At 44.1% G+C, this 20,313-nt stretch carries 23 protein-coding genes; 15 read left to right on the top strand and 8 right to left on the bottom strand.

Annotated elements, in window-relative coordinates; all coding sequences use genetic code 11:
* Positions 1–187 precede the first annotated feature (187 nt).
* Together CHH91_RS11525 and CHH91_RS20590 are read right to left on the bottom strand one after the other, a co-directional pair.
* Positions 188–610: a YkvA family protein gene (locus CHH91_RS11525; protein WP_095223579.1), complete on the bottom strand. Its 423-nt coding sequence runs from the start codon at positions 608–610 to the stop codon at positions 188–190.
* Positions 611–682: 72 nt separating this feature from the next.
* On the bottom strand, positions 683–856 hold the full coding sequence (locus tag CHH91_RS20590) for a hypothetical protein (RefSeq protein ID WP_175074262.1): 174 nt from the start codon (positions 854–856) through the stop codon (positions 683–685).
* A 426-nt stretch (positions 857–1,282) separates the two neighbouring features.
* Between CHH91_RS20590 and CHH91_RS11530 the strand changes: the two genes are divergently transcribed.
* Entirely contained in the window at positions 1,283–2,422 is a 1,140-nt protein-coding gene (locus tag CHH91_RS11530) for a zinc-dependent alcohol dehydrogenase (RefSeq protein ID WP_095223580.1), read from the top strand.
* 32 nt (positions 2,423–2,454) lie between these two features.
* Here the strand turns inward: CHH91_RS11530 and CHH91_RS11535 are convergent, their stop codons facing one another.
* Both CHH91_RS11535 and CHH91_RS11540 read right to left on the bottom strand, forming a co-directional pair.
* On the bottom strand, positions 2,455–3,606 hold the full coding sequence (locus CHH91_RS11535) for an AI-2E family transporter (RefSeq protein ID WP_095223581.1): 1,152 nt from the start codon (positions 3,604–3,606) through the stop codon (positions 2,455–2,457).
* 292 nt (positions 3,607–3,898) lie between these two features.
* A complete protein-coding gene (locus tag CHH91_RS11540; RefSeq protein ID WP_095223582.1) occupies positions 3,899–4,795 on the bottom strand; it encodes a TIGR01777 family oxidoreductase in 897 nt (298 codons plus the stop codon).
* Between the two features lie 86 nt (positions 4,796–4,881).
* Here CHH91_RS11540 and recX point away from each other — a divergent pair, with 86 nt between their 5' ends.
* Both recX and CHH91_RS11550 read left to right on the top strand, forming a co-directional pair.
* Entirely contained in the window at positions 4,882–5,709 is an 828-nt protein-coding gene (gene recX, locus CHH91_RS11545; protein ID WP_095223583.1) for a recombination regulator RecX, read from the top strand.
* A 19-nt stretch (positions 5,710–5,728) separates the two neighbouring features.
* Entirely contained in the window at positions 5,729–6,058 is a 330-nt protein-coding gene (locus tag CHH91_RS11550) for a YfhH family protein (protein WP_095223584.1), read from the top strand.
* A 29-nt stretch (positions 6,059–6,087) separates the two neighbouring features.
* Here CHH91_RS11550 and CHH91_RS20280 read toward each other — a convergent pair whose 3' ends face one another.
* Positions 6,088–6,252, bottom strand: a complete 165-nt coding sequence (locus CHH91_RS20280) for a YpzG family protein (RefSeq protein ID WP_095230634.1) — start codon at positions 6,250–6,252, stop codon at positions 6,088–6,090.
* A 104-nt stretch (positions 6,253–6,356) separates the two neighbouring features.
* Between CHH91_RS20280 and CHH91_RS11560 the strand changes: the two genes are divergently transcribed.
* Positions 6,357–6,620 carry a YfhJ family protein gene (locus tag CHH91_RS11560; protein ID WP_095223585.1) on the top strand — a complete coding sequence of 88 codons (264 nt, stop codon included), beginning with the start codon at positions 6,357–6,359 and terminating at the stop codon, positions 6,618–6,620.
* Positions 6,621–6,647: 27 nt separating this feature from the next.
* On the opposite strand, the gene CHH91_RS11565 is transcribed toward CHH91_RS11560, so the two are convergent.
* Positions 6,648–7,643 carry a metal-dependent hydrolase gene (locus CHH91_RS11565; RefSeq protein ID WP_095223586.1) on the bottom strand — a complete coding sequence of 332 codons (996 nt, stop codon included), beginning with the start codon at positions 7,641–7,643 and terminating at the stop codon, positions 6,648–6,650.
* Positions 7,644–7,712: 69 nt separating this feature from the next.
* Here CHH91_RS11565 and mutY point away from each other — a divergent pair, with 69 nt between their 5' ends.
* The 4 genes from mutY to CHH91_RS11585 all read left to right on the top strand — a co-directional run bounded on the left by mutY (position 7,713) and on the right by CHH91_RS11585 (position 11,695).
* A complete protein-coding gene (mutY, locus tag CHH91_RS11570; protein ID WP_483372398.1) occupies positions 7,713–8,801 on the top strand; it encodes an A/G-specific adenine glycosylase in 1,089 nt (362 codons plus the stop codon).
* Positions 8,802–8,875: 74 nt separating this feature from the next.
* Positions 8,876–9,130: a gamma-type small acid-soluble spore protein gene (locus tag CHH91_RS11575; protein WP_095223623.1), complete on the top strand. Its 255-nt coding sequence runs from the start codon at positions 8,876–8,878 to the stop codon at positions 9,128–9,130.
* 184 nt (positions 9,131–9,314) lie between these two features.
* Complete coding sequence (gene ntdP, locus CHH91_RS11580; RefSeq protein ID WP_038558812.1) at positions 9,315–9,842, top strand: nucleoside tri-diphosphate phosphatase; 528 nt, start codon at positions 9,315–9,317, stop codon at positions 9,840–9,842.
* A gap of 74 nt (positions 9,843–9,916) precedes the next feature.
* Positions 9,917–11,695 (top strand): ABC transporter ATP-binding protein, encoded by a 1,779-nt coding sequence (locus tag CHH91_RS11585; protein ID WP_095223588.1) that lies wholly within the window; start codon positions 9,917–9,919, stop codon positions 11,693–11,695.
* 158 nt (positions 11,696–11,853) lie between these two features.
* Here the strand turns inward: CHH91_RS11585 and CHH91_RS11590 are convergent, their stop codons facing one another.
* Positions 11,854–12,921: an FUSC family protein gene (locus CHH91_RS11590; RefSeq protein ID WP_095223589.1), complete on the bottom strand. Its 1,068-nt coding sequence runs from the start codon at positions 12,919–12,921 to the stop codon at positions 11,854–11,856.
* Between the two features lie 143 nt (positions 12,922–13,064).
* Positions 13,065–14,354 (bottom strand): glutamate-1-semialdehyde 2,1-aminomutase, encoded by a 1,290-nt coding sequence (locus tag CHH91_RS11595; RefSeq protein ID WP_095223590.1) that lies wholly within the window; start codon positions 14,352–14,354, stop codon positions 13,065–13,067.
* A 169-nt stretch (positions 14,355–14,523) separates the two neighbouring features.
* On the opposite strand from CHH91_RS11595, the gene CHH91_RS11600 reads away from it, so the two are divergent.
* The 7 genes from CHH91_RS11600 to CHH91_RS11630 all read left to right on the top strand — a co-directional run bounded on the left by CHH91_RS11600 (position 14,524) and on the right by CHH91_RS11630 (position 19,991).
* A complete protein-coding gene (locus tag CHH91_RS11600) occupies positions 14,524–15,027 on the top strand; it encodes a potassium channel family protein (protein WP_286160765.1) in 504 nt (167 codons plus the stop codon).
* 62 nt (positions 15,028–15,089) lie between these two features.
* Positions 15,090–15,557 carry a thioredoxin-dependent thiol peroxidase gene (gene bcp, locus CHH91_RS11605; protein ID WP_038558824.1) on the top strand — a complete coding sequence of 156 codons (468 nt, stop codon included), beginning with the start codon at positions 15,090–15,092 and terminating at the stop codon, positions 15,555–15,557.
* A 74-nt stretch (positions 15,558–15,631) separates the two neighbouring features.
* On the top strand, positions 15,632–16,729 hold the full coding sequence (locus CHH91_RS11610; RefSeq protein WP_095223591.1) for an aminopeptidase: 1,098 nt from the start codon (positions 15,632–15,634) through the stop codon (positions 16,727–16,729).
* Between the two features lie 181 nt (positions 16,730–16,910).
* Entirely contained in the window at positions 16,911–17,867 is a 957-nt protein-coding gene (locus CHH91_RS11615) for a D-2-hydroxyacid dehydrogenase (protein ID WP_095223592.1), read from the top strand.
* The gene (locus CHH91_RS11620; protein ID WP_095223593.1) at positions 17,867–18,412 is read left to right on the top strand and encodes a cob(I)yrinic acid a,c-diamide adenosyltransferase; all 546 of its coding nucleotides are present in this window, start codon (positions 17,867–17,869) and stop codon (positions 18,410–18,412) included. Before CHH91_RS11615 ends, CHH91_RS11620 begins: the two co-directional genes overlap by 1 nt.
* Positions 18,413–18,532: 120 nt before the next feature.
* A complete protein-coding gene (gene perR, locus CHH91_RS11625) occupies positions 18,533–18,976 on the top strand; it encodes a peroxide-responsive transcriptional repressor PerR (protein WP_095223594.1) in 444 nt (147 codons plus the stop codon).
* A gap of 142 nt (positions 18,977–19,118) precedes the next feature.
* Positions 19,119–19,991: a nucleotidyltransferase-like protein gene (locus CHH91_RS11630; RefSeq protein ID WP_095223595.1), complete on the top strand. Its 873-nt coding sequence runs from the start codon at positions 19,119–19,121 to the stop codon at positions 19,989–19,991.
* Positions 19,992–20,313 lie beyond the last annotated feature (322 nt).

Consider the following 20,313-nt stretch of genomic DNA (forward strand, 5'->3'; position numbering starts at 1 on the left):
TCATTTTCTTATCAGGCGTCATATTGAGTTAAACAACGACATTGATTCTATCAATTTATCATCTAAAAAACAACTAAGACCCAAAATGGAATTTGGGCTCATAATCTATAAATATAACAGATTATGCTGAAAAAGCAAAATGGGAAATTTCTCCGTAAAAAAAAAGAGTGCAAGTTGCACTCTTTTTTTACGAAGCACCAGTTGTTTGAGTTTCAATCGGCTGATGATGTTTCCATTGTTTATATGCGGCTACATCTTGCTGTATCTGCTTAAAGGTGAAAGCGATGAGCGCAACGTCATCAAGCAATCCGCCAGGAATGAAATCCGGGACAAAATCGATTGGGCTTAAGAAATATAGGAAGGTTGCTGCAATCATAAGCAGTGACTTTTTCGGCAGCTGGCTGTAAGCACCTTTGCGCCAATCGCGGAGCATGTCCACCATCAGCTGCAAATCTGACCAGATTTCTGCAAGCTTTCCTTTATTGTCCGTTGCTTTAGTTGATACATTAGCTAGGAGCTCCTTCGATTTTTCCTTATCCTGCAGCAATGCTTTTGCTTTTGGGGTGTAAGCATGCCGTTTCTCCAGGAGCTGTGATAGGTTCCATTTCATAAGGTGTGCCTCCTTGTATCCTTCTGATTTCTATTATGAGGAACATTTGCCTGTCATGCAAGAAAGGGGACTTCAGTCGATTTTCTTTACAAGAACTCGGTATCGTTCCGGTAGTGTATCTTTTGCCTTCACATGCTGCATGAAGGATTCTGCTTCTTCGTATGTGTCAAAAGTGTATACTTCTCCGTCCTTTCCGACGAATTCAAGTTTCACTTGGTTTGAGTCGATTGCGATGACTTTGAACATAATGCTCTCCTTTCATATGCTGACAGCACCATGTGGCAGCTGGCAGAAAGAGCTGAGGTTACGCAGGATTTCCAGCTCAGATGACTCAAGATGATATAAATTTACTAGAGGAAAATGAAATATAAAAATAGTTCACTTATCTATTATAGAGAAGTTAAGCGGTGAGAGGAAGCAGGAAGTCAATAAACGGGGAAAAGCAGGCAGCGGGGGCTGCCTGCTTTTCTGTTGTTGTTAGAAATAAGTGTGGTGAGACGAACGAAATATGTGGGAGGTAATATTGTTAGAAAACATATTTTATCGTCCTCAGTTATAAAGACGTGTGTCGTTACCTAATGGTTTCATTTTTTTGAGGAAAGTTTAGAAAGGTTTAGGTTCATTTGGCAAAAGGTATAGTCCTTCAACTACTGTATAAAGGAGATTGGTAGCATGCAAGCAGTCACTTTTCAAGGTAAGGAAAATATCGAAGTTAAGTCTGTGGAGGCACCCTCGATCGAGAAATCTACCGATATGATCGTAAGAATTACAGCTACTGGTATCTGTGGTTCTGATTTGCATTTGTATCATGGAGGAATCACGCCAGAGAAGGATTATATCATTGGACACGAGCCGATGGGCATTGTAGAAGAAGTGGGCCCGGATGTAAAAAACCTAAAAAAAGGGGATCGGGTTGTCATCCCATTCAATATTGGCTGCGGCGAATGCTATTATTGTAACCACCAGATGGAAAGTCAATGTGATAACTCGAACGGCAATCCGCATAGCGATGCAGGCGGATTATTCGGTTTTGCAGATCAATTCGGGGACTATCCCGGCGGACAGGCAGAGTATCTGAGAGTACCATTTGCTGATTTCACTTCTTTTAAAGTACCAGAATCAAGTGAACTAAAGGACGAAAGTGTCGTGTTCCTATCCGATGTCATACCGACAGCTTATTGGAGTGTAGAAAACAGCGGCGTCAAAAAAGGAGATACTGTCATCATCCTGGGAGCTGGTCCAATTGGTCAGATGGCGCAGAAGTTCGCTTGGCTGAAAGGTGCAGAGCGTGTCATAGCAGTAGATAACGTGCCGCATCGATTGGAACATGCTAAGCGGATGAATAATGTAGAGACATATGACTTTTCCAATAATCCTGAAATTGGTTCCTTGCTTCATAGTGATACGAATGGTGGAGCTGATGTTGTAATTGATTGTGTCGGCATGGATGGAACAGTGCCGGAAGGTGTATCATTCGGTTCTGAACATGACAATCAATTTGGTACAATTCAGCCAATCATTACAGCTAGTGAAGCAGTCCGGAAATTTGGTACGGTTCAGCTGACTGGCGTATATGGAACAGAAGCAAATGGATTCCCAATCGGTGATTTCTTTACCCGAAACGTGACGCTTACAATGGGACAAGCTCCTGTAATCCATCTGATGCCGAAGCTATATCAGATGGTAGAGGAAGGGGTATTTGATCCGACAGATATCATCACGCATACAATGAAAATCAGTGAAGCGAAGGAAGCATACAAGATATTCGATGAAAAGTCCGATAATAATATCAAAGTACTTTTGAAACCATAAAAAAATAGGAGCTGCGATATGCAGCTCCTATTTTAGTTGGTTTTGGTCGTTTCATCATATAGATGAGATCTCTTTTTGAACCAATGGAAGGTGTGAGTGACGATGACCTTCAAAATCGCATATCCCGGAACAGCAAGTATTACGCCGACTACGCCGAATAGATTTCCTGCGGTCAGGATAACGAATATGATTGTAATTGGGTGGACACGAATGTTCCGCCCCATTATCTGTGGAGTAATCAATTTTCCTTCAACTAGCTGCACAATAGTCCAAACAATGATCAGCTTCAAGAGCATGAACGGCGATGTAACAATAGCGATGATGATCGCAGGTGTAATGGCTATCGCTGGACCAAGATACGGAACCACACTCGTGAACGCCGCAATGACGGCGAGTACTGGTGCGTATTCAAGTCCAATGATCAAATAACCGATATACAGCAGCACGCCAATGACAAAGCTGACGATAATCTGACCGCGTATGTAGGAACTGATTTGATGGTTCATCTCTGACATTACTTCATATGTTTGACTGCGAAAGCGTACTGGAAGTAACTTCAGAATATAGACTGGCAGTTTCTTGCCATCCTTCAGTAAATAGAAGAGGATGAAAGGCACTGTTACGATAGCAATGATCACTTCTGTCACTGCACCGACAAAGCTTGTTAAGTTAGAGAACAAATTGTTGAGCATGGTAGTACCGCGAGTCTGCAGCTCATTCAGGATTTGGTTGAAATCAAAATTGCCTGAGGCTTGAATCTGATTGACCACGTTACTGCCTGTTATGGACTGGACAACATCGATCCCTTGCTCGAAATAGTCGGTACTATTCTCAATCAAGCTTAATGTCTGCTCCTTCAATACAGGAATGACCAAGCTGATGAGAATAGTCAGTATTCCAATGATAACAAGGTAAAGGACGATAATGGAGTAGACGCGTTTTACTCGCTTTTTCTCTAGGTAATTGACGATCGGCACTGTCAGGTAATAGACAATCCCAGTCAAAATGATAGGCAGTATGATTGTTTTCACGATGACGACAATGGGTGTGAAAATAAATGATACGCTGGAATAGACAAGTATGTTCAGCCCGATGATGAAAAGAATCAGCATCGCGATGACAAATTTATTATTCAGGAAAAATTTGCTGAACTTTCCCTGCTTGGTGCGTTGTAGATCTGGCATGGCAATCCTCTCCTCTTTGGCCCGCTGTTCCGTAATTCTATCGTTCTATCATTATAGCCTAATATAATGGCGTATAACCGTTATGTTTATTTTAATCTTATGTACGGAATTTATCTACTCAAGTACTCGAGATAAAGTGAGAATCAGGATTAATAATTTTATTGGATCATTTATCAACAACATTATCAACAGTACCATTATTGTAAAATAAACGAAAAACCGACTTATGCACATTATCCACAGACCTAAGTCCGATAATTGTGCACAAGTCAGTTGGGTTATCCATAAAACATTATAAAGCCTGTTCAAGCGCTTCGGATAAAGCAGGGAAGCGGAATTGATACCCGTTGTCGAGCGCTTTCTTTGGATACACGCATTGTCCTTCAAGCACCAAAGTACTCATTTCACCTAAAGCCTTCTGGATTACCGGGGCAGGTGCTGCAGTCCAATAAGGTCGATGCAGCGCTTTGGCAAGTGCCTTGCTGAAATCCTTATTCCGTCTCGGGGAGGGAGCAGTGACGTTGAGCGGTCCTTTGATTGATTCTTGTTCGATTGCATAAGCAATCAGCCCCGCTGCATCTTGAACATGGATCCAGGAAAGCCATTGCTCGCCGCTCCCTATTTTCCCGCCTGCGAAATAACGGAAAGGCAGCTGCATGAGCGGAAGAGCTCCTTTATCACCTAAAACGATGCCAAAGCGTGCAAGTACAGTTCGGACTCCCAGTCCTTTTGCTTGCTTGGCTGTTTCTTCCCACTCATACGTCACATCTGCCAGAAAATCCTGCCCGCGCTTCGTTGTTTCTTCAGTGAAGGCGTCCTGTTCGCTCGTACCATAATACCCAACAGCAGAACCGCTGACGAATACTTTCGGCTTCTTCGGCATTTTTCCGATCATATCAACAAGTGTTTCGGTAGCTTCCAACCTACTGCTCCTGATATTTTCCTTTTTCTCCTTGGTCCACTTGCCGAATAGACTTGTTCCGGCCAAATTGACGACTGCGTCAATCTCCGGAAGCTGGGAAAGGGGGTCGAAACCTTTCTTCAGCCAGCCGATATACGTGACTTGCTTGGTATCTAATTTCTTTTCTGGTGATCGAGTTAGAATATACACATGATGCCCCTTCTCAATCAATGTCTCTGCCAGCTGCTTTCCGACGAAGCCTGTTCCGCCGGCGATGACGATATTCATGATTAATTCCTCCTTCTATATTGGGTGAGCTTACAATTTTGTATGGTGTCATTTCGTGTTAGAATAAAGACATAGAGGTGTCGAAAATGGTGAAAATCACGAAGATCACGACTCAAAAGAATAATATCGGGCGCTATAATATCTTTCTCGACTATGGTAAAGGCGAGAAGTTTGGCTTCGGTCTTGATGAAGATGTCCTGATTACAAGCGGTATCACCAAAGGACAGGAACTATCCGAGGAAGCTTTGCAGTCCATTATCGAAAAAGATGCTGCACATAAGTGTTTTACCCTAGCTTTACAATATCTAAGCTACCGGATGCGTTCCAAAAAAGAAATAAAAACGTATTTGCTGAAGAAGGAGCAAAATCCGACACATATCGAAGAGACCTTGACAAGGCTTGAGGAACAGGGGTATACCGATGATGCAGCTTTTGCCGGTGCATTTGTTCGGACGAAGGTGAATACGACAAGTAAAGGTCCACTCGTCATCCGGAAGGAATTGCAGGAAAAAGGTATTACCGGTGCAGCGGCAGATCAAGCGATGACATATTACTCGTACGAAAAAGAGCTGGAAAAAGCTGTCAAGCTTGCTGGATCGAAGCTGCAGACTAAAGCAAAGAAATCTCATCAGGAGAAGATCCAGCTTGCACAGCAGCAGCTGCTTTCAAAAGGCTTCTCAAGTGCTGCTGCAAAGGAAGCTGTTTCATTGGCACTCTCGGATACCGATCAGGATACAAATGCTGAGCTGGACGCTGTCCGATATCAGGGAGATAAGCTTTTGCGCAAATACGCGCAAAAAGCGGAAGGCTATGAGCTTAATCAGAAAATCAAGATGGCTCTTTATCGTAAGGGATTTTCGATGGAACTGATTCAGAAGTATATAGAGGAAGCGAAAGAAAAAGACCTTTATTAGCGGAAAGCAGGGTGCGAAGATGCAATTACGTTATAGTGACTTAACAGTGGAGCAACTGAAGGAAGAAATGAAACAGCTGAAGATTCAGCAGCAGAAGGCCGAGCAGATGGGTAACTTCAGTGAATATCAGATTATTGAGCGTAAACGGCAGATGGCCAAAGCTTATACGATGAATCCGGATGAATTCAAACCAGGTGCAACGTATGAAATCAAGGGTGATCGGTCGCATGTGTTTACGATTGATTATCTCAATGGTGTCTTCGCCTGGGGCTACCGACGCCAGGGCAGTGAAAAAGGACAAGAGCTGGAAGCTTTACCGATCAGTGTACTCGGCAGGACGACTATGTAATTGCCTCGGCTGAAAAGCCGAGGTATATTTTATCTGCGGTTTTTCTTTACTGCTTGAGTACGGATGATGATATCAGTCTGTGTTTGCTGTGTTTCTCCATTCACCTGGTTATTCGCATGCTTCGCTGTAGTGCGGGGGGATTGAATAACTGAATTGATGGTGCCTGTCTTAGAAAAACGATCAAACTTGGACATTTTATCTGCCTCCTCGAGCAAGGATTGGATGCGCCGCAGTACTAATAGCTTGTGCGTATTTTTCACGAATATGTTGGGATTTTGATGGAAGGGAAGAAAGAAGTATGGAAGATAAATTCCGTGAGCTTGCAGCACTTTTGCAGCAGCAAAACGAACGATTGACAATAGATGAGGCTCGGACATGGGTAGAGATTCTTTGGGAGGATTTCGAAGCAACGCGTGCAAAGGCTGGCCGTAAATACCAGGGGCAGGAAATGACAGAGGCGATTGTGCGTCAGTGGATTCAGCATTATGGCCCAAGACTGGATGAATTCCTTGAAAGTAATCCGAAGTACCATTATTTATTCATGGAACGCAGACAACAATAAAAAACCTGGAGAGAAAATCTCCAGGTTTTATAATGCAGACGGATTGTCATCTGTGACCAGTTTTCGCTGCAGTTTCTGTTCGGAAAAAATCCACCCTGTATAGGAACTCATCACTTGATGATTATCATCAATCTGAACGACTGCCTTGAATGGATAATGCTGTGCGCTATTATGGTAGCGCAAATCAATCAGACGCAATTCCGTGAAATCATCATACATGTTTACTTCCCATGTGAAGACTGGTGAGAAGCTGAGGAATGCCGCTATATTCTTATCCTCTCTAGCAACCTCCATGAGCTCGTTATCTGGTAATGGCTTCCGTTCAAATTCGTCGATCATGCGGAGCTGCCAATTTTCCACCTTCCCGACATAAAAACGATCGGGGGCTGTGACGGCAACGCGCCAAAATGCTTGTTTCATTGTTGGTGAAGTAGCGATGATCTGAGCATCAGGTATTTTTTCTTTCACTTGTTTGATGATCCGCCGTTTATCCAAATAACGTTTCACATAGTACAGGATAAGGATCGTGTAAATAACAAGGAAGGTCAGACCTGGATCAAGACCAATCAGCCAAAGAGCAATACCGATCACATGCATCGTGAAGATGAAAGGATCGAAGGTGTTAATGAAGCCGTATGCAACCCAGCGGCGGGTGAACGGTCGGTACGCCTGCGTACCGTAAGCGTTGAAAACATCGACAAATACATGGAGTACAACTGCTCCAAATGTCCAAAGCCATAGATGCAGGAAGTCGATTTCTGGTACTAACACGTACAGCAGCAGGGAAATCGCTAATCCCCATAATATGACAGCGGGGATTGAATGCGTGATTCCCCGGTGGTTTCGTAAATAAGAAGCATTGTTACGTAATTTCAGTACTGTATCAAAGTCGGGTGCCTGTGAACCAAGGATCGTGCCTGCAAGTACTGCATTGAACAATACAGGATCTTGGTGAACAGCAGGATCGAGTGTGGCAAGCCCACCGAGGGCTATCCCCATGACGATATGGGTACCAGTGTCCATCTTAATGTCCTCCTTCTGATGAAACCAAACCACCTAATACTTTTAATATTGTAACACGGAGCGTGAGTGATTTTGCAATTAGACGATCTACATGTTAAGTTTCAGCATTTTTCGACTGATTTATTTCAAGATGATTTGATTAATTGGTTCCAGCAGGAAAAACGTACACTGCCTTGGCGTGAAAACCAGGATCCGTATCGGATTTGGGTTTCGGAAATCATGCTCCAGCAGACGAAGGTGGATACGGTTATTCCTTACTTTCATCGTTTCATGAAGCGCTTTCCGACAATCCAGGCATTAGCCGAAGCCGATGAGCAGGACGTTTTAAAAGCGTGGGAAGGGTTAGGTTACTATTCCCGAGCACGAAATCTTCAAACCGCCGTCCGTGAGGTGGCAGAGGCTCACGGCGGCAAAGTGCCGGACACGGTGGAGGAGCTGGGTAAACTCAAGGGTGTCGGACCGTATACAAAGGGTGCCATTCTTAGTATCGCCTACGGAATTCCGCAGCCGGCAGTCGATGGGAATGTCATGCGGGTTCTATCCAGAATTCTATTGATAACCGAAGACATTGCCAAGCCGAAAGCGAGAAAGATATTTGAAGCGGCTGTTGAGGAAATGATCTCACATGATAACCCTTCGGCCTTCAACCAAGGATTGATGGAACTCGGTGCGCTTATTTGTACGCCGAAAAAGCCTGCTTGTTTATTATGTCCAGTGCAGTCGCATTGTACAGCTTTCAAGCAGGGACTGCAGGAAGAACTCCCGATCAAATCAAAGGGCAAAAAGCAAAAGACAATGCCGTATCTCTCTGTTGTAGTTGAGAACGAGCAAGGAGAGGTGCTTATTGAGAAAAGGCCTGAGACCGGGCTGCTTGCGAACCTGTGGCAGTTCCCGATGGCAGATGCGACGGAGGTTTCCTTGGAGCAGCTGGCTTATTGGTTCAAGCTTGAATATGGGATTGATATTAAACTGGAGGAAACATTGCAGCCTGTTCGGCATATCTTTTCCCATATTATTTGGGAGATGATTGTCTTGCGTGCAAAAACAAAAGACAAAGCAACCGAAGTGGGAAGATTCGTCGCTATGTCTGATATAGATGATTATCCATTTCCAGTTCCGCATCAGAAAATCCTGCAGCAAATTCATGTACCAGAATAAACCATTTTCTTTTTGCGCTTTTCTGGATAACAACGTCACATTCAGGAGAAAGTAATGTGGCGGAGGTGATAACAATGAACAGAAAGACACAATCTGGTACTGATGTAAATCAGGTTAAACAACAAAACCAGCAGTCCCGTCAAGGTGGTTCTAGCCAACAATTCGGTACTGAATTTGCTTCTGAAACAGACGTACAGCAGGTTCAACAGCAGAACCAGCAGTCTCGTCAGAAAGCAACTGGCGGTTCCAGCCAACAATTCGGTACTGAATTTGCTTCTGAAACAGACGTACAGCAAGTTCAGCAGCAAAACCAACAGTCCCGCAAGTAAAAAGACGGACATCGTCCTAACTGTTACTTTCGTATGAACGGAGCCCTTCAGCCCTCGCTGAAGGGCTCTTTTATCTATGGGTTGGGCAACAATCAGCGTTTTTCATTTCCATTGTGTCTGAAATATCTTTATAATATAAAGAAACCATCTTACATAGGACAATAACAAAGGAAGGAAGATTCGCATGGCTGGCCCAGAGGCAGGAACGAAAATTCAGATACACAGCTATAAGCATAACGGCCAGCTCCATCGGGTATGGGAAAGCAGCACAGTATTGAAGAGTACGGCAGAGATCCTGATTGGTGCCAATGATCGGACGATGGTCACGGAAAGCGATGGACGGACCTGGATCACGCGCGAACCAGCCATTGTTTATTTTCATGCGAAGTACTGGTTCAATATTATCGGTATGCTGCGTACAGACGGCATTTATTATTATTGCAATATCAGCTCCCCATATGTTTATGACGGGGAAGCGCTAAAGTATATCGATTATGATCTGGATATCAAGATATATCCTGATATGACATTTACGCTGCTGGATGAAGATGAGTTCAATGTACACAAGCGTCAAATGAATTATCCGCCCGAAATCGAACGAATCCTATGGAACCAGGTCGATATACTGATTAGCTGGATCAGGCAAGGAAAAGGACCGTTTTCACCCGATTTCATCGATACATGGTATGAGCTGTTCCTAACCTACAGATAAATAACATAAGCTATGAATCCTTGCCGGAAATCGGCAGGGATTTATCATTGTGCACAACAGAGAGGTGATATGTGTTGAGCAGTACAAGACGGTATTTACAATTTGTAAAGCCGTACAAATGGAAAATTATATTTACGATTTTAATTGGTATTATTAAATTCGCGATACCATTGCTTATCCCATTGATTTTGGGATATGTGGTCGATCATGTCGTCAATGCGGATTTACCGACATCTGATAAAGTAAGTCGGCTTTTCTGGCTGCTTGGCGGCTCTTTAATTATCTTTGTCATTGTACGTCCGCCGATTGAGTACTATCGGCAATACCTGGCGCAATGGACAGGAAACCGGGTGCTTTATGATATCCGGAACCAGCTGTTTGATCATATTCAGCGCCTGAGTCTTCGCTATTATTCCCAGACTAAAACCGGAGAGATTATCTCCCGCGTCATCAATGACGTTGAACAGACAAAAAACTTCATCATGACCGGTTTAATGAATGTATGGCTTGATTTGGCTACGATTGTCATTGCAGTCGGGATCATGTTCACGATGGATGTATCACTCACATTGGTGGCAATAGTCCTGTTCCCTGTGTACGGTGTAGCGATCAAGTATTTCTACGAACGTCTCCGCAGTCTTACAAGGCAACGTTCGCAGGCCTTGGCCGAAGTGCAGGGGCATCTGCATGAACGAGTACAAGGCATCCCTGTTACACGAAGCTTTGCGCTTGAGGATTATGAACAAAAGCAGTTTGATACGCAAAACCGTAATTTTCTGGACAGCGCCATCCAGCATACGACCTGGAACGCCAAAACCTTTGCGGTAACGAATACGATTACCGATTTGGCGCCGCTGCTCGTTATTGGATATGCTGCGTATGAGGTTATACAAGGTAATCTTACACTAGGTACGATGGTTGCCTTTGCGGGCTTCATGGATCGTGTTTACAGCCCGCTCCGCCGGCTGGTGAACTCTTCTACAACCTTGACGCAAGCGGTCGCATCAATGGATCGGGTCTTTGAATTTATTGATGAGAAATATGATATTGAAGATAAGCCGGCAGCTGCGAAACTGACAAAGGTCGATGGTCATGTATCTTTTGAAAATGTTTCCTTCCGTTATAGCGAAGGGGAAGAGCTTGTGCTAAAGGATATCTCCCTGGATGTGAAAAAAGGAGAGACAATCGCTTTTGTCGGCATGAGCGGAGGCGGTAAATCGACTATCGTCAGTTTGATTCCGCGTTTTTATGATGTGACGAGCGGACGGATAACGATTGACGGTACAGATATCCGCGATGTGCAGTCCCGTTCCTTACGGGATAAGATCGGGATGGTGCTGCAGGATAATATTCTATTCAGTGAATCGGTAGAAATGAATATCAAACTCGGAAGACCTGAAGCAACGCATGAAGAGGTGGTTGCTGCTGCAAAAGCAGCCAATGCCCATGACTTTATCGAGCATCTGAACGAAGGATACGAAACGCTCGTCGGAGAACGCGGGGTTAAGCTATCTGGCGGGCAAAAACAGCGAATTGCTATCGCGCGTATTTTCTTGAAAAATCCGCCGATTCTTATTCTGGACGAAGCAACATCTGCACTGGATCTGGAGAGTGAACATCTGATACAGGAAGCACTGGAGAAGCTTGCATCAGATCGAACTACCTTTATCGTCGCGCATCGACTGGCAACAATTACACATGCAGACCGAATCGTGGTCGTACAGGATGGACAGATTGTGGAACAAGGATCTCACGTTGATCTGATGACACTGCAAGGCAACTACTTTAATCTTTATCAGATACAGCATCTGGATGAGGATTCAGGTACATTGAGTACAACTGAAAAAGGATAGGTGGCAGGGGACCCCTGCTCATCTATCCTTTTTTTGTTTTCTCTGGAAAGATGCTCTGCACGTAATTTATATGCCCGCGCAATAGCGGCCCTCTCATTTATACTATAACTTTCTTTGATGGATATAAAAAAGTACATCACTCACTTGAGCGATGTACTTTATTCCTTCGGCATGACAACCGTGGAATCCTCGTTATGGTATTTCAAATAGCTGTTTAATAGGCGCTTTAGTCTGTCTAGTTCCCGATGATATTCCATCAGACGGGAAGCGAGCGGCAGGAAGAGCATTTTCTCTTCGTTTTCCTTGTTCTCGAATACATGGATAAGCAGGTCGACAAGTGCTGGGATATCCGGATCGAGCGTTTCACGGAAATTACTGTCTTCCTGCTGGTGCTTGATTCGCCCCATGGCGCTCAGGATAAGTTTTTCATGTGACATGATTGCTTTATCGAGTTCTTCGACGAATGTGTCACTTGAGCGTGTCGGAAGCTCGGTCATCTTATCTCCAAGGTCATAGACTTCCTTTAAGATACCGTGTGATTGTTTCAAGGTCGTGATGAGCTGACGAAAGACGACTAGCTTTCGGGCCTTCACGAGTTTTTGTTTTTGTGTGTATGTTCGCTCTTCTGTGAAGCGCGTATAGATATCGTCTATTTTCTGGATTTCTGATTCTATCCTGCTTATTTCGTCCTTCAGTGCCGGCTGGTCGGACCAGCTGCGGGTAGCAACTCGGAGCCATTGCAGAATCTCGGTACTGAATTGATCTATCTTCTGCAGCAGGACGACTTCATACTTCGGCGGAAGAAAGACGAGATTCACAAAGAAAGCGGACAGGATACCTAACGTCAATGTCGAGAACCGCAGCAGTGCGAAAGGAAGGAAATCCATATCGCTCGTATTCTCCATTACTGAAACGAGTGATACAATCGCAATGACGCTTTCGCGTATTTTCAGGCTTACACATAGTCCGATTGTCAGGATGGCAGAAACACCAATAATGATCGGTTCGGTTCCGAATGTATAGAACATTGCAATGGCAACAACCAAACCAACTACATTCCCCTTCACCTGATCCATGAGTCCGATATAGGATTGATAAACGGACTGCCGCATCGAAAAGGCAGCTCCGATTGCAGCAAATACCGGCGCTAAGCCAAGTAAGGTCGCTGCATATAAGGCAAGTGTGATTGCCACGCCAGTTTTAAGCATTCTGGCACCAAGTTTCATAGTCTTGGATCCTCCGTTCTTTCCTTAAAAACTATACCTTATGATGTTACACGAATGCCCTGAGATAATAAAGTATTTACTGAAGAAATATTTCAGACCAAAAAAAGGCATCAGCGAAAGTGCTGATGCCTTTTAGCATACCCTTATTTCATTTGTTCGAAGCTTGTTTTCACTGCTTCTAATGTACGATCGATATCTTCATCTGTATGAGCTGTAGTGATGAACCATGCTTCATATTTAGAAGGAGCCAAGTTGATGCCTTGCTCCAGCATAAGCCGGAAGAATTGAGCGAACTTTTCGCCGTCAGAGGCAGAAGCCTGCACATAATTGGTTACTTTCTCATCAGTGAAATATACAGCAAGTGCACCCTTCAAACGATTGACAGTGATTGTTATACCTGCATCTTTAGCATGCTGCTTGATACCAGCTTCCAGTTTCGCGCCGAGTTCCTCAAAGCGATCATACACTCCTGGCTGCTGCAGTACTTCCAGACAAGCGATACCGGCTGCCATAGAGGCAGGGTTTCCGGCCATTGTTCCAGCCTGGTAAGCAGGGCCGAGCGGAGCTACTTGATCCATGATTTCTTTTTTACCGCCATAAGCGCCAATCGGCAGACCGCCGCCGATGATTTTGCCCATTGCAGTCAAATCCGGCTCAACACCAAGGAGCTGCTGGGCGCTGCCGTATGTGAAGCGGAATGCTGTGATCACTTCATCGTAAATGACAAGTGCGCCCTTCGCATGCGCATATTCATTTACTTTTTCAAGAAAGCCTGGCTCCGGTGTCACGATTCCGAAGTTGCCGACAATCGGTTCCACTAGGATACCTGCAATTTGATCGCCCCATTTTTCCAAAGCGTCGTGCAATGCTTCCGGGTCATTGAATGGAACAGTGATCATATCTGCTGCAATTGACGCTGGCACGCCAGCGGAATCAGGTGTTCCTAATGTGGATGGACCTGAGCCTGCTTCTACGAGTACTGGGTCGGAGTGGCCATGATAGCAGCCGGCAAACTTGATCAGCTTATTGCGGCCGGTATAGGCGCGGGCAACTCGGATCGTCGTCATGACAGCCTCTGTACCAGAATTAGTGAAACGGACTTTATGCAAGGAAGGGATAGCTTCTTTCAACATTTGCGCAAACTGGTTTTCCAGACGGGTCGGTGTTCCGTACAATACGCCGTTATGGGCAGCCTTTGTGATGGCTTCTGTAATATGCGGATGTGCATGTCCAGTGATGATCGGGCCATATGCAGCTAAGAAGTCGATGTACTTGTTGCCATCCACGTCCCAGAAATAAGCACCCTCTGCTTTTTCCATATAAACAGGAGAACCGCCGCCGACTGCTTTGAAGGAGCGGGATGGGGAATTGACGCCACCGACAATATGCTCCTGTGCTTCTTTATGTAATTGTTCTGATTTGGTCTTATTCATATAGGTAAACCTCCGTAAATTTCTCTCATCCAGTATAGCATATGCGCTGCCGACCATCGAAAAAAGCGTCTTGCTGCACATAGTCGGGACATGCCGCTCGTAAACTAATAACTAACTAGGAAAGTGGAGAAAGCCGTTTAGGGACGTAAGGATAAGAAGGAGGCCCGAAGTGGGTGTACTCCTCATGGAGAAATTCTTTGCTTATCCTCTAGCTCCTGGCTTTTGCAGCTGGACCGGAGGGATGGAAATGGTGTTTGTATTGGTGATTGTGATATTCTTTGCCCTGATCGGCTGTATGTATTCCTTTTTCAAACATGAGGTAAGAGGCTCCTCGATATTTTCGGTTGATTTGTTTTTATCTTTGTTATTTCTATATATAAGTGTCATGCTCGCGTTCGGTTTGATTTATTTTATCCTGTCAATCGAAGGTATCGTGCTTGCAGAGGGAGGCGACTTGATCGATTCGTCTCTTGCTGGTTCCTTGATGCACTCTATCTATTTCAGCGGCGTTACGCTGCTTACGGTTGGATATGGTGATATTCTTCCTGTAGGAATTGGGCGTTTCCTTGCATTGATTGAAGCGTTGATCGGATACCTTCTGCCATCGGGACTGGTATTGAAAGTGTGGCAACACACAGTTGTTAGGCAGAAGATGAATGGGGAAGGAGATTAGTTGTGCTCCTTGGCTAAATCAGATAGGCTAGGGTTATATCCGTATTTTGAGGAGGCCTATTCATGACAACAGAAATTGGCAAAGCAGCACCTAGCTTCACATTGCCGGCGACAAACGGGGAAATCGTATCGCTGCAGGATTTCAAAGGGAAAAATATCGTACTGTATTTCTATCCAAAAGATAATACACCTGGCTGTACAACAGAAGCATGCAGCTTCCGTGATAACCATGATAAATTTACGGATTTGAATGCAGTCATCATCGGAGTCAGCCCTGACCCAGTCGAAAGCCATGAGAAATTCATGAACAAATTCGACTTGCCATTTCTTTTGCTTGCAGATGTAGACCATGCTGTGGCTGAAGATTACGAATGCTGGAAGCTGAAAAAGAACTTCGGTAAAGAGTACTACGGGATTGAACGTTCTACGTTCATAATCGATAAAGAGGGAAATCTTCAGAAGGAATTCCGTAAAGTAAAGGTTGATGGACATACGGAAGAAGCGCTGGAGTTCATCCGGGAAAACCTGTAATAAAAATCTGCGATCCAATGTGCATACATTGGGTCGTTTTTTTGATATTATGGAAAATAAAGGGAGATGATACTGTGAAAGATCCGCGCCTGAATAAATTGGCCAAGCTGTTATTATCCCATTCTTTAAAGCTTGGTGAAAAAGAGAAGGTAATTATTAGCGCCATTCCATCCAGCAAACCGCTTGTAAAGGAAATTTTGAAGGAAGCATATACTCTTGGTGCTATTCCGTTTCTTGTTTGGCAAGAGGAAGAGACAAATCGGATAATGATAGAGCATGCTCCAGATGAACAGTTCCGCTTAATGGATAAATGGTTTCTAGAGCAGTTTAAGGATGCCGATGCTTTTCTTGCCATCCAGGGAGAAGAAAATGATGCGGAGTTTGGGGGTATTCCAAGTGATCAATTTGTTAAAAAAGGGAAGTTAATGAAGGCTTCTGATGATTATCTGCACGCTAATCTCAAATGGGTACTGTTCGACTACCCAACACCTAGTGCGGCGCAGAAGGCGAAAATGAACGTTGACCAATTTTACGATTACGTACTTGATGTAAGCACGGTCGACTATGTTGCAATGCATCAAGCGCAGCAGCCGCTGAGGGATCTGATGGAACGGACAGATCGAGTTCGTATTGTTGGTCCTGGAACGGATATTGCATTTTCCATAAAAGATATTCCCGCAGTTATCTGTGCGGGGACGAATAATGTGCCGGATGGAGAAGTATATACCGCACCTGTTAAAGACAGTGTGAATGGTACAATTACATATAATACGCCAAGTCCATACCAGGGTGTTGTCCATCAGAATGTATCTTTGACATTCAAAGACGGGAAGATTATCGAGGCTGTTTCCGATCATACGGATAAACTGAATGAGGTGCTGGATACGGACGAAGGAGCACGTTACATCGGTGAATTTGCATTAGGTTTAAACCCTGTAATCAAGGAGCCGATGGGAAATATCCTCTTCGATGAAAAGATTGCTGGGAGCTTGCATTTCACACCGGGGGATTCCTATGAAGAAACCGAAAACGGCAACAGCTCTTCTGTCCATTGGGATATGGTCCTTATTCAGCGCCCGGAATACGGCGGTGGAGAGATTTATTTTGATGATGTACTTATACGCAAGGATGGTTTATTCGTGCTGGAAGAATTGAAAGGGCTCAATCCATGACAAATGCTTATACTGGGTGCTGCGTACGTGCATATAGTACAGTATGAAACCTCCCCTACATGAAAATTGGCTCAGGTGTTTATCGTCTGAGCTTTTTTTAATGAAGGATGTCGCTTTTCGTGCAGAACGGAAAAGGGTTATAGTAGAAGAAGGTAAACAAACTTTCTTGGAGGGGATACATATGCAAGTATTAGTAGCGGTGAAATTAGATCAGAAAATGAAACAGCATTTCGAAAGCTCTTATCCAGATGTGACATTCCACTTCAGTTCTTCAAAGGAAGAAACAGAGAAAATGGTGAAGGAAGCGGAAGTTTTGGTTACTGGCGGAAATGGAGCGGATGAAGCATCACTCCGTACAGCAGATAAACTGAAGTGGATCATGGTGATTTCAGCAGGAGTCGATTACCTGCCGCTGGATACTATTGCCGAGAAAGGTATCATGCTTACGAATGCAAATGGTATCCATCGAATTCAGATGGCGGAATATGCGATTTCGTCCATCCTAGCGGTTGCACGAAATGAACGAGCTTTCCTTAAGAAGCAGGAGCAGCGTGTATGGGATAAGAATCTTATGATAGATGAGATTACCGCGAAAAAGCTTGTCGTTGTCGGAGCTGGCGCTATTGGCCAAGAAGTGGCGCGTTTGGGGAAAGCGTTCCGCATGCACACAATCGGAGTGAGCCGCAGCGGATCTCCGAAAGAGCATTTCGATGAGATGTATAAACAAACAGATATTGAGACAGTTCTGCCTCATGCTGATTATCTGATTTCTATCCTTCCAAGTACGAAAGAAACGAAGTATTTCTATAAAGAGAACCACTTTGATCTTATGCCAAAACATGGAGTATTCCTAAATATGGGTCGCGGAGATGCGGTAGCGACAGATGTATTGCTGGATGCCCTGAATAAAGAAAAAATAAAAGCAGCAGTGCTGGATGTCTTTGAGGAAGAGCCGCTTCCGGAGGATCATCCATTCTGGGACCATGAACGAGTGATACTAACTCCGCATATGGCAGGTAAAACTCCTTATTATACAGAACGAGCAATGGATGTCTTTGAAAAGAACCTAGCGGTATATACAGATGAGGAAACTGAAAAACAGTATATAAATAAAATTGATTTAGACAGAGGATACTAATGAAGATTTATACGAAAACAGGAGATAAGGGGGAAACTTCGCTTATCTATGGTTCACGAGTCCCGAAAGATCATCCCCGTGTCGAAGCTTATGGCACACTGGATGAAGCAAATGCTGCAATAGGGACAGCAATTAGCCTTCTTGCGGCAGAAAACAATGCTTTTAAGAAATCATTGCAACGTGTTCAAACACTGCTGTTTCATGCCGGAGCTGAACTCGCAACACCACCTGAGAAGAAAGTACAATGGAAGTTGGAGCCGAAACACACAAACGATATGGAGACTGAGATTGATCGATGGACAGCAGAACTACCGCCGCTGAAGCAATTTATTCTGCCGGGAGGCTGTCCAAGTGCGGCTGCGCTGCATCAGGCGCGGACGATCGTAAGGCGATCCGAAAGATTGATCGTTGCCATGATGGAGGAGAATCGGAACGGTGAAGTTTTGCGGTTCATCAATCGTTTATCGGACTATTTATTTGTTGCAGCCAGATATGCAAATCTTCTCCATGAGACGGAAGAAGTACTGCTCGTCCCGGATATTTGAAGGAAACGATGGTTTTTTATTGACAAGGTAAGGGAGACCCCTTTACAATTTAGAAGAAGTATAATGTAATAATAGTCATCGTTTAGACAAATGTTTTATTTACAAGTGAAAGCGAGGTGCATGACGGTGTCTGAACAGAGATTACAAGCAGCAGTGGAGCGATTAAAAGAATCCGGAGTCAGAATTACACCACAGCGTCATGCGGTGCTTGAGTTCTTGCTGAATTCCAAGATCCATCCTACCGCTGATGATATATATCGAGCGCTAGAGGATAAGTTTCCGAATATGAGCGTAGCGACAGTCTATAACAACCTTCGCGTATTCCGTGAGAACGGTTTGGTACGAGAGTTGACATATGGAGATTCTTCCAGCCGATTCGATTGTGATACAGATGAACACTACCACTTGATTTGCGATTCATGTGGCAAGATTGTCGATTTCCATTATCCAAGCCTTTATGAAGTAGAGAAGCTCGCTGCCCAGGTTACAAACTTCGATGTGACCCATCATCGTTTGGAATTATACGGGACGTGCCCGGATTGTCAGCAAACAACCAAGCATTAACCTCAGCGGAACTCTTCTATAGATAGAAAAGCCTTTGTCACATTGTGATGAAGGTTTTTCTTTTGTCAGGTAAAAAAGGATTTTGGGGAAATATGTTGAATTACTACTAAAATATATAGAATTACATTGCGGAGGGATCGCCTTGGAGAACATTCTTCGTCCGATTTATCAGGAACGTGCAAGTATGCCGAATACATTGGGTATCATCTTAGTAGAAAAGACGAGGCCGGTGAGCCCGACAACAGATAACTTCGATATGATCCTGCTAGTGATTGTCAAACATTCTGAAGAGCCATGGTTTACGAAGCATTATAGTTATGAAGGGAAAATTGCTGCGATGCATATCGTCGAAGAGACGCTTCTTCATTATTGGATTGATACTAGTACATATCGGCGAGCAGTTGAATGGATCTTCGAGGGGAAGGTCGTCTTTGATCGGAATGAATATATCGAGAATCTGAAAAATGAATTGGCCGGTTTTCCTTACGAAAAGCGTAAGCTGAAAATGACGATTGAATTCGCGAAGCTTATTCGTTCCTATGCAGAAACGAAGGATCTTCATGACAGTGGCCAATATCTCGATGCTTATACACGAATGGTACGTTGTCTGCATTACTTGGCACGGCTGTCTATAATCGAAAAAGGACATCATCCAGAAGTCACCGTTTGGAATCAGGTGCGTAGAATAGATTCGGAAGTATATAAGCTTTGTGAAGAATTCATTCAAAGTAAGGAAGAAACAGATCAGCGTGTGCAGCTTATGCTTCTTGCCGTCAATGTTGCCATCAACGCTAGATCGCACTCTGCAGCTGAGCATCTTCTCCGTGTTATGCGTATGAAAGAAGGTGCTTGGACATTTGGGGAATTGAAAAACAGACCGGAAGTGGAAGCATATGCAGCTGATTTGAGCGCCCTCCTCAATTACTTGGAGGAGAAGGAAATCATTGAAGCAGTGCTGACGGAGACAAAAGGCAGAGCATTGTATCATCGGGAATATCAAATCAAAGAATTATGATAAGGATGTGAGAGGGCAGCAGTTGGTGTAATGCACGCCGTCCTCTCAGAAAAACCGCTGTTGATGTGGTATTTGGCGATGTACTGTGATACGCTGTTCTGGCTGTGTTCAGAAAATCTGTTGTGAATTTGAGATTTTTATCAAAAAAGTGTTGACGGTGATTTGGCAGCATGTTATATTTATATGCGTCGCCAGTGAGCAACAACGGCTGACAAACAAGGGATTTAAAATACATGTTGACAACGTAAGTTGAAACATGATATGATGTTTTAGTCGCCAAATGAGCGACAGAACAAAATTGATCTTTGAAAACTGAACAAAA

Source organism: Virgibacillus sp. 7505, assembly GCF_002272135.1.
GTDB lineage: Bacteria > Bacillota > Bacilli > Bacillales > Amphibacillaceae > Terribacillus.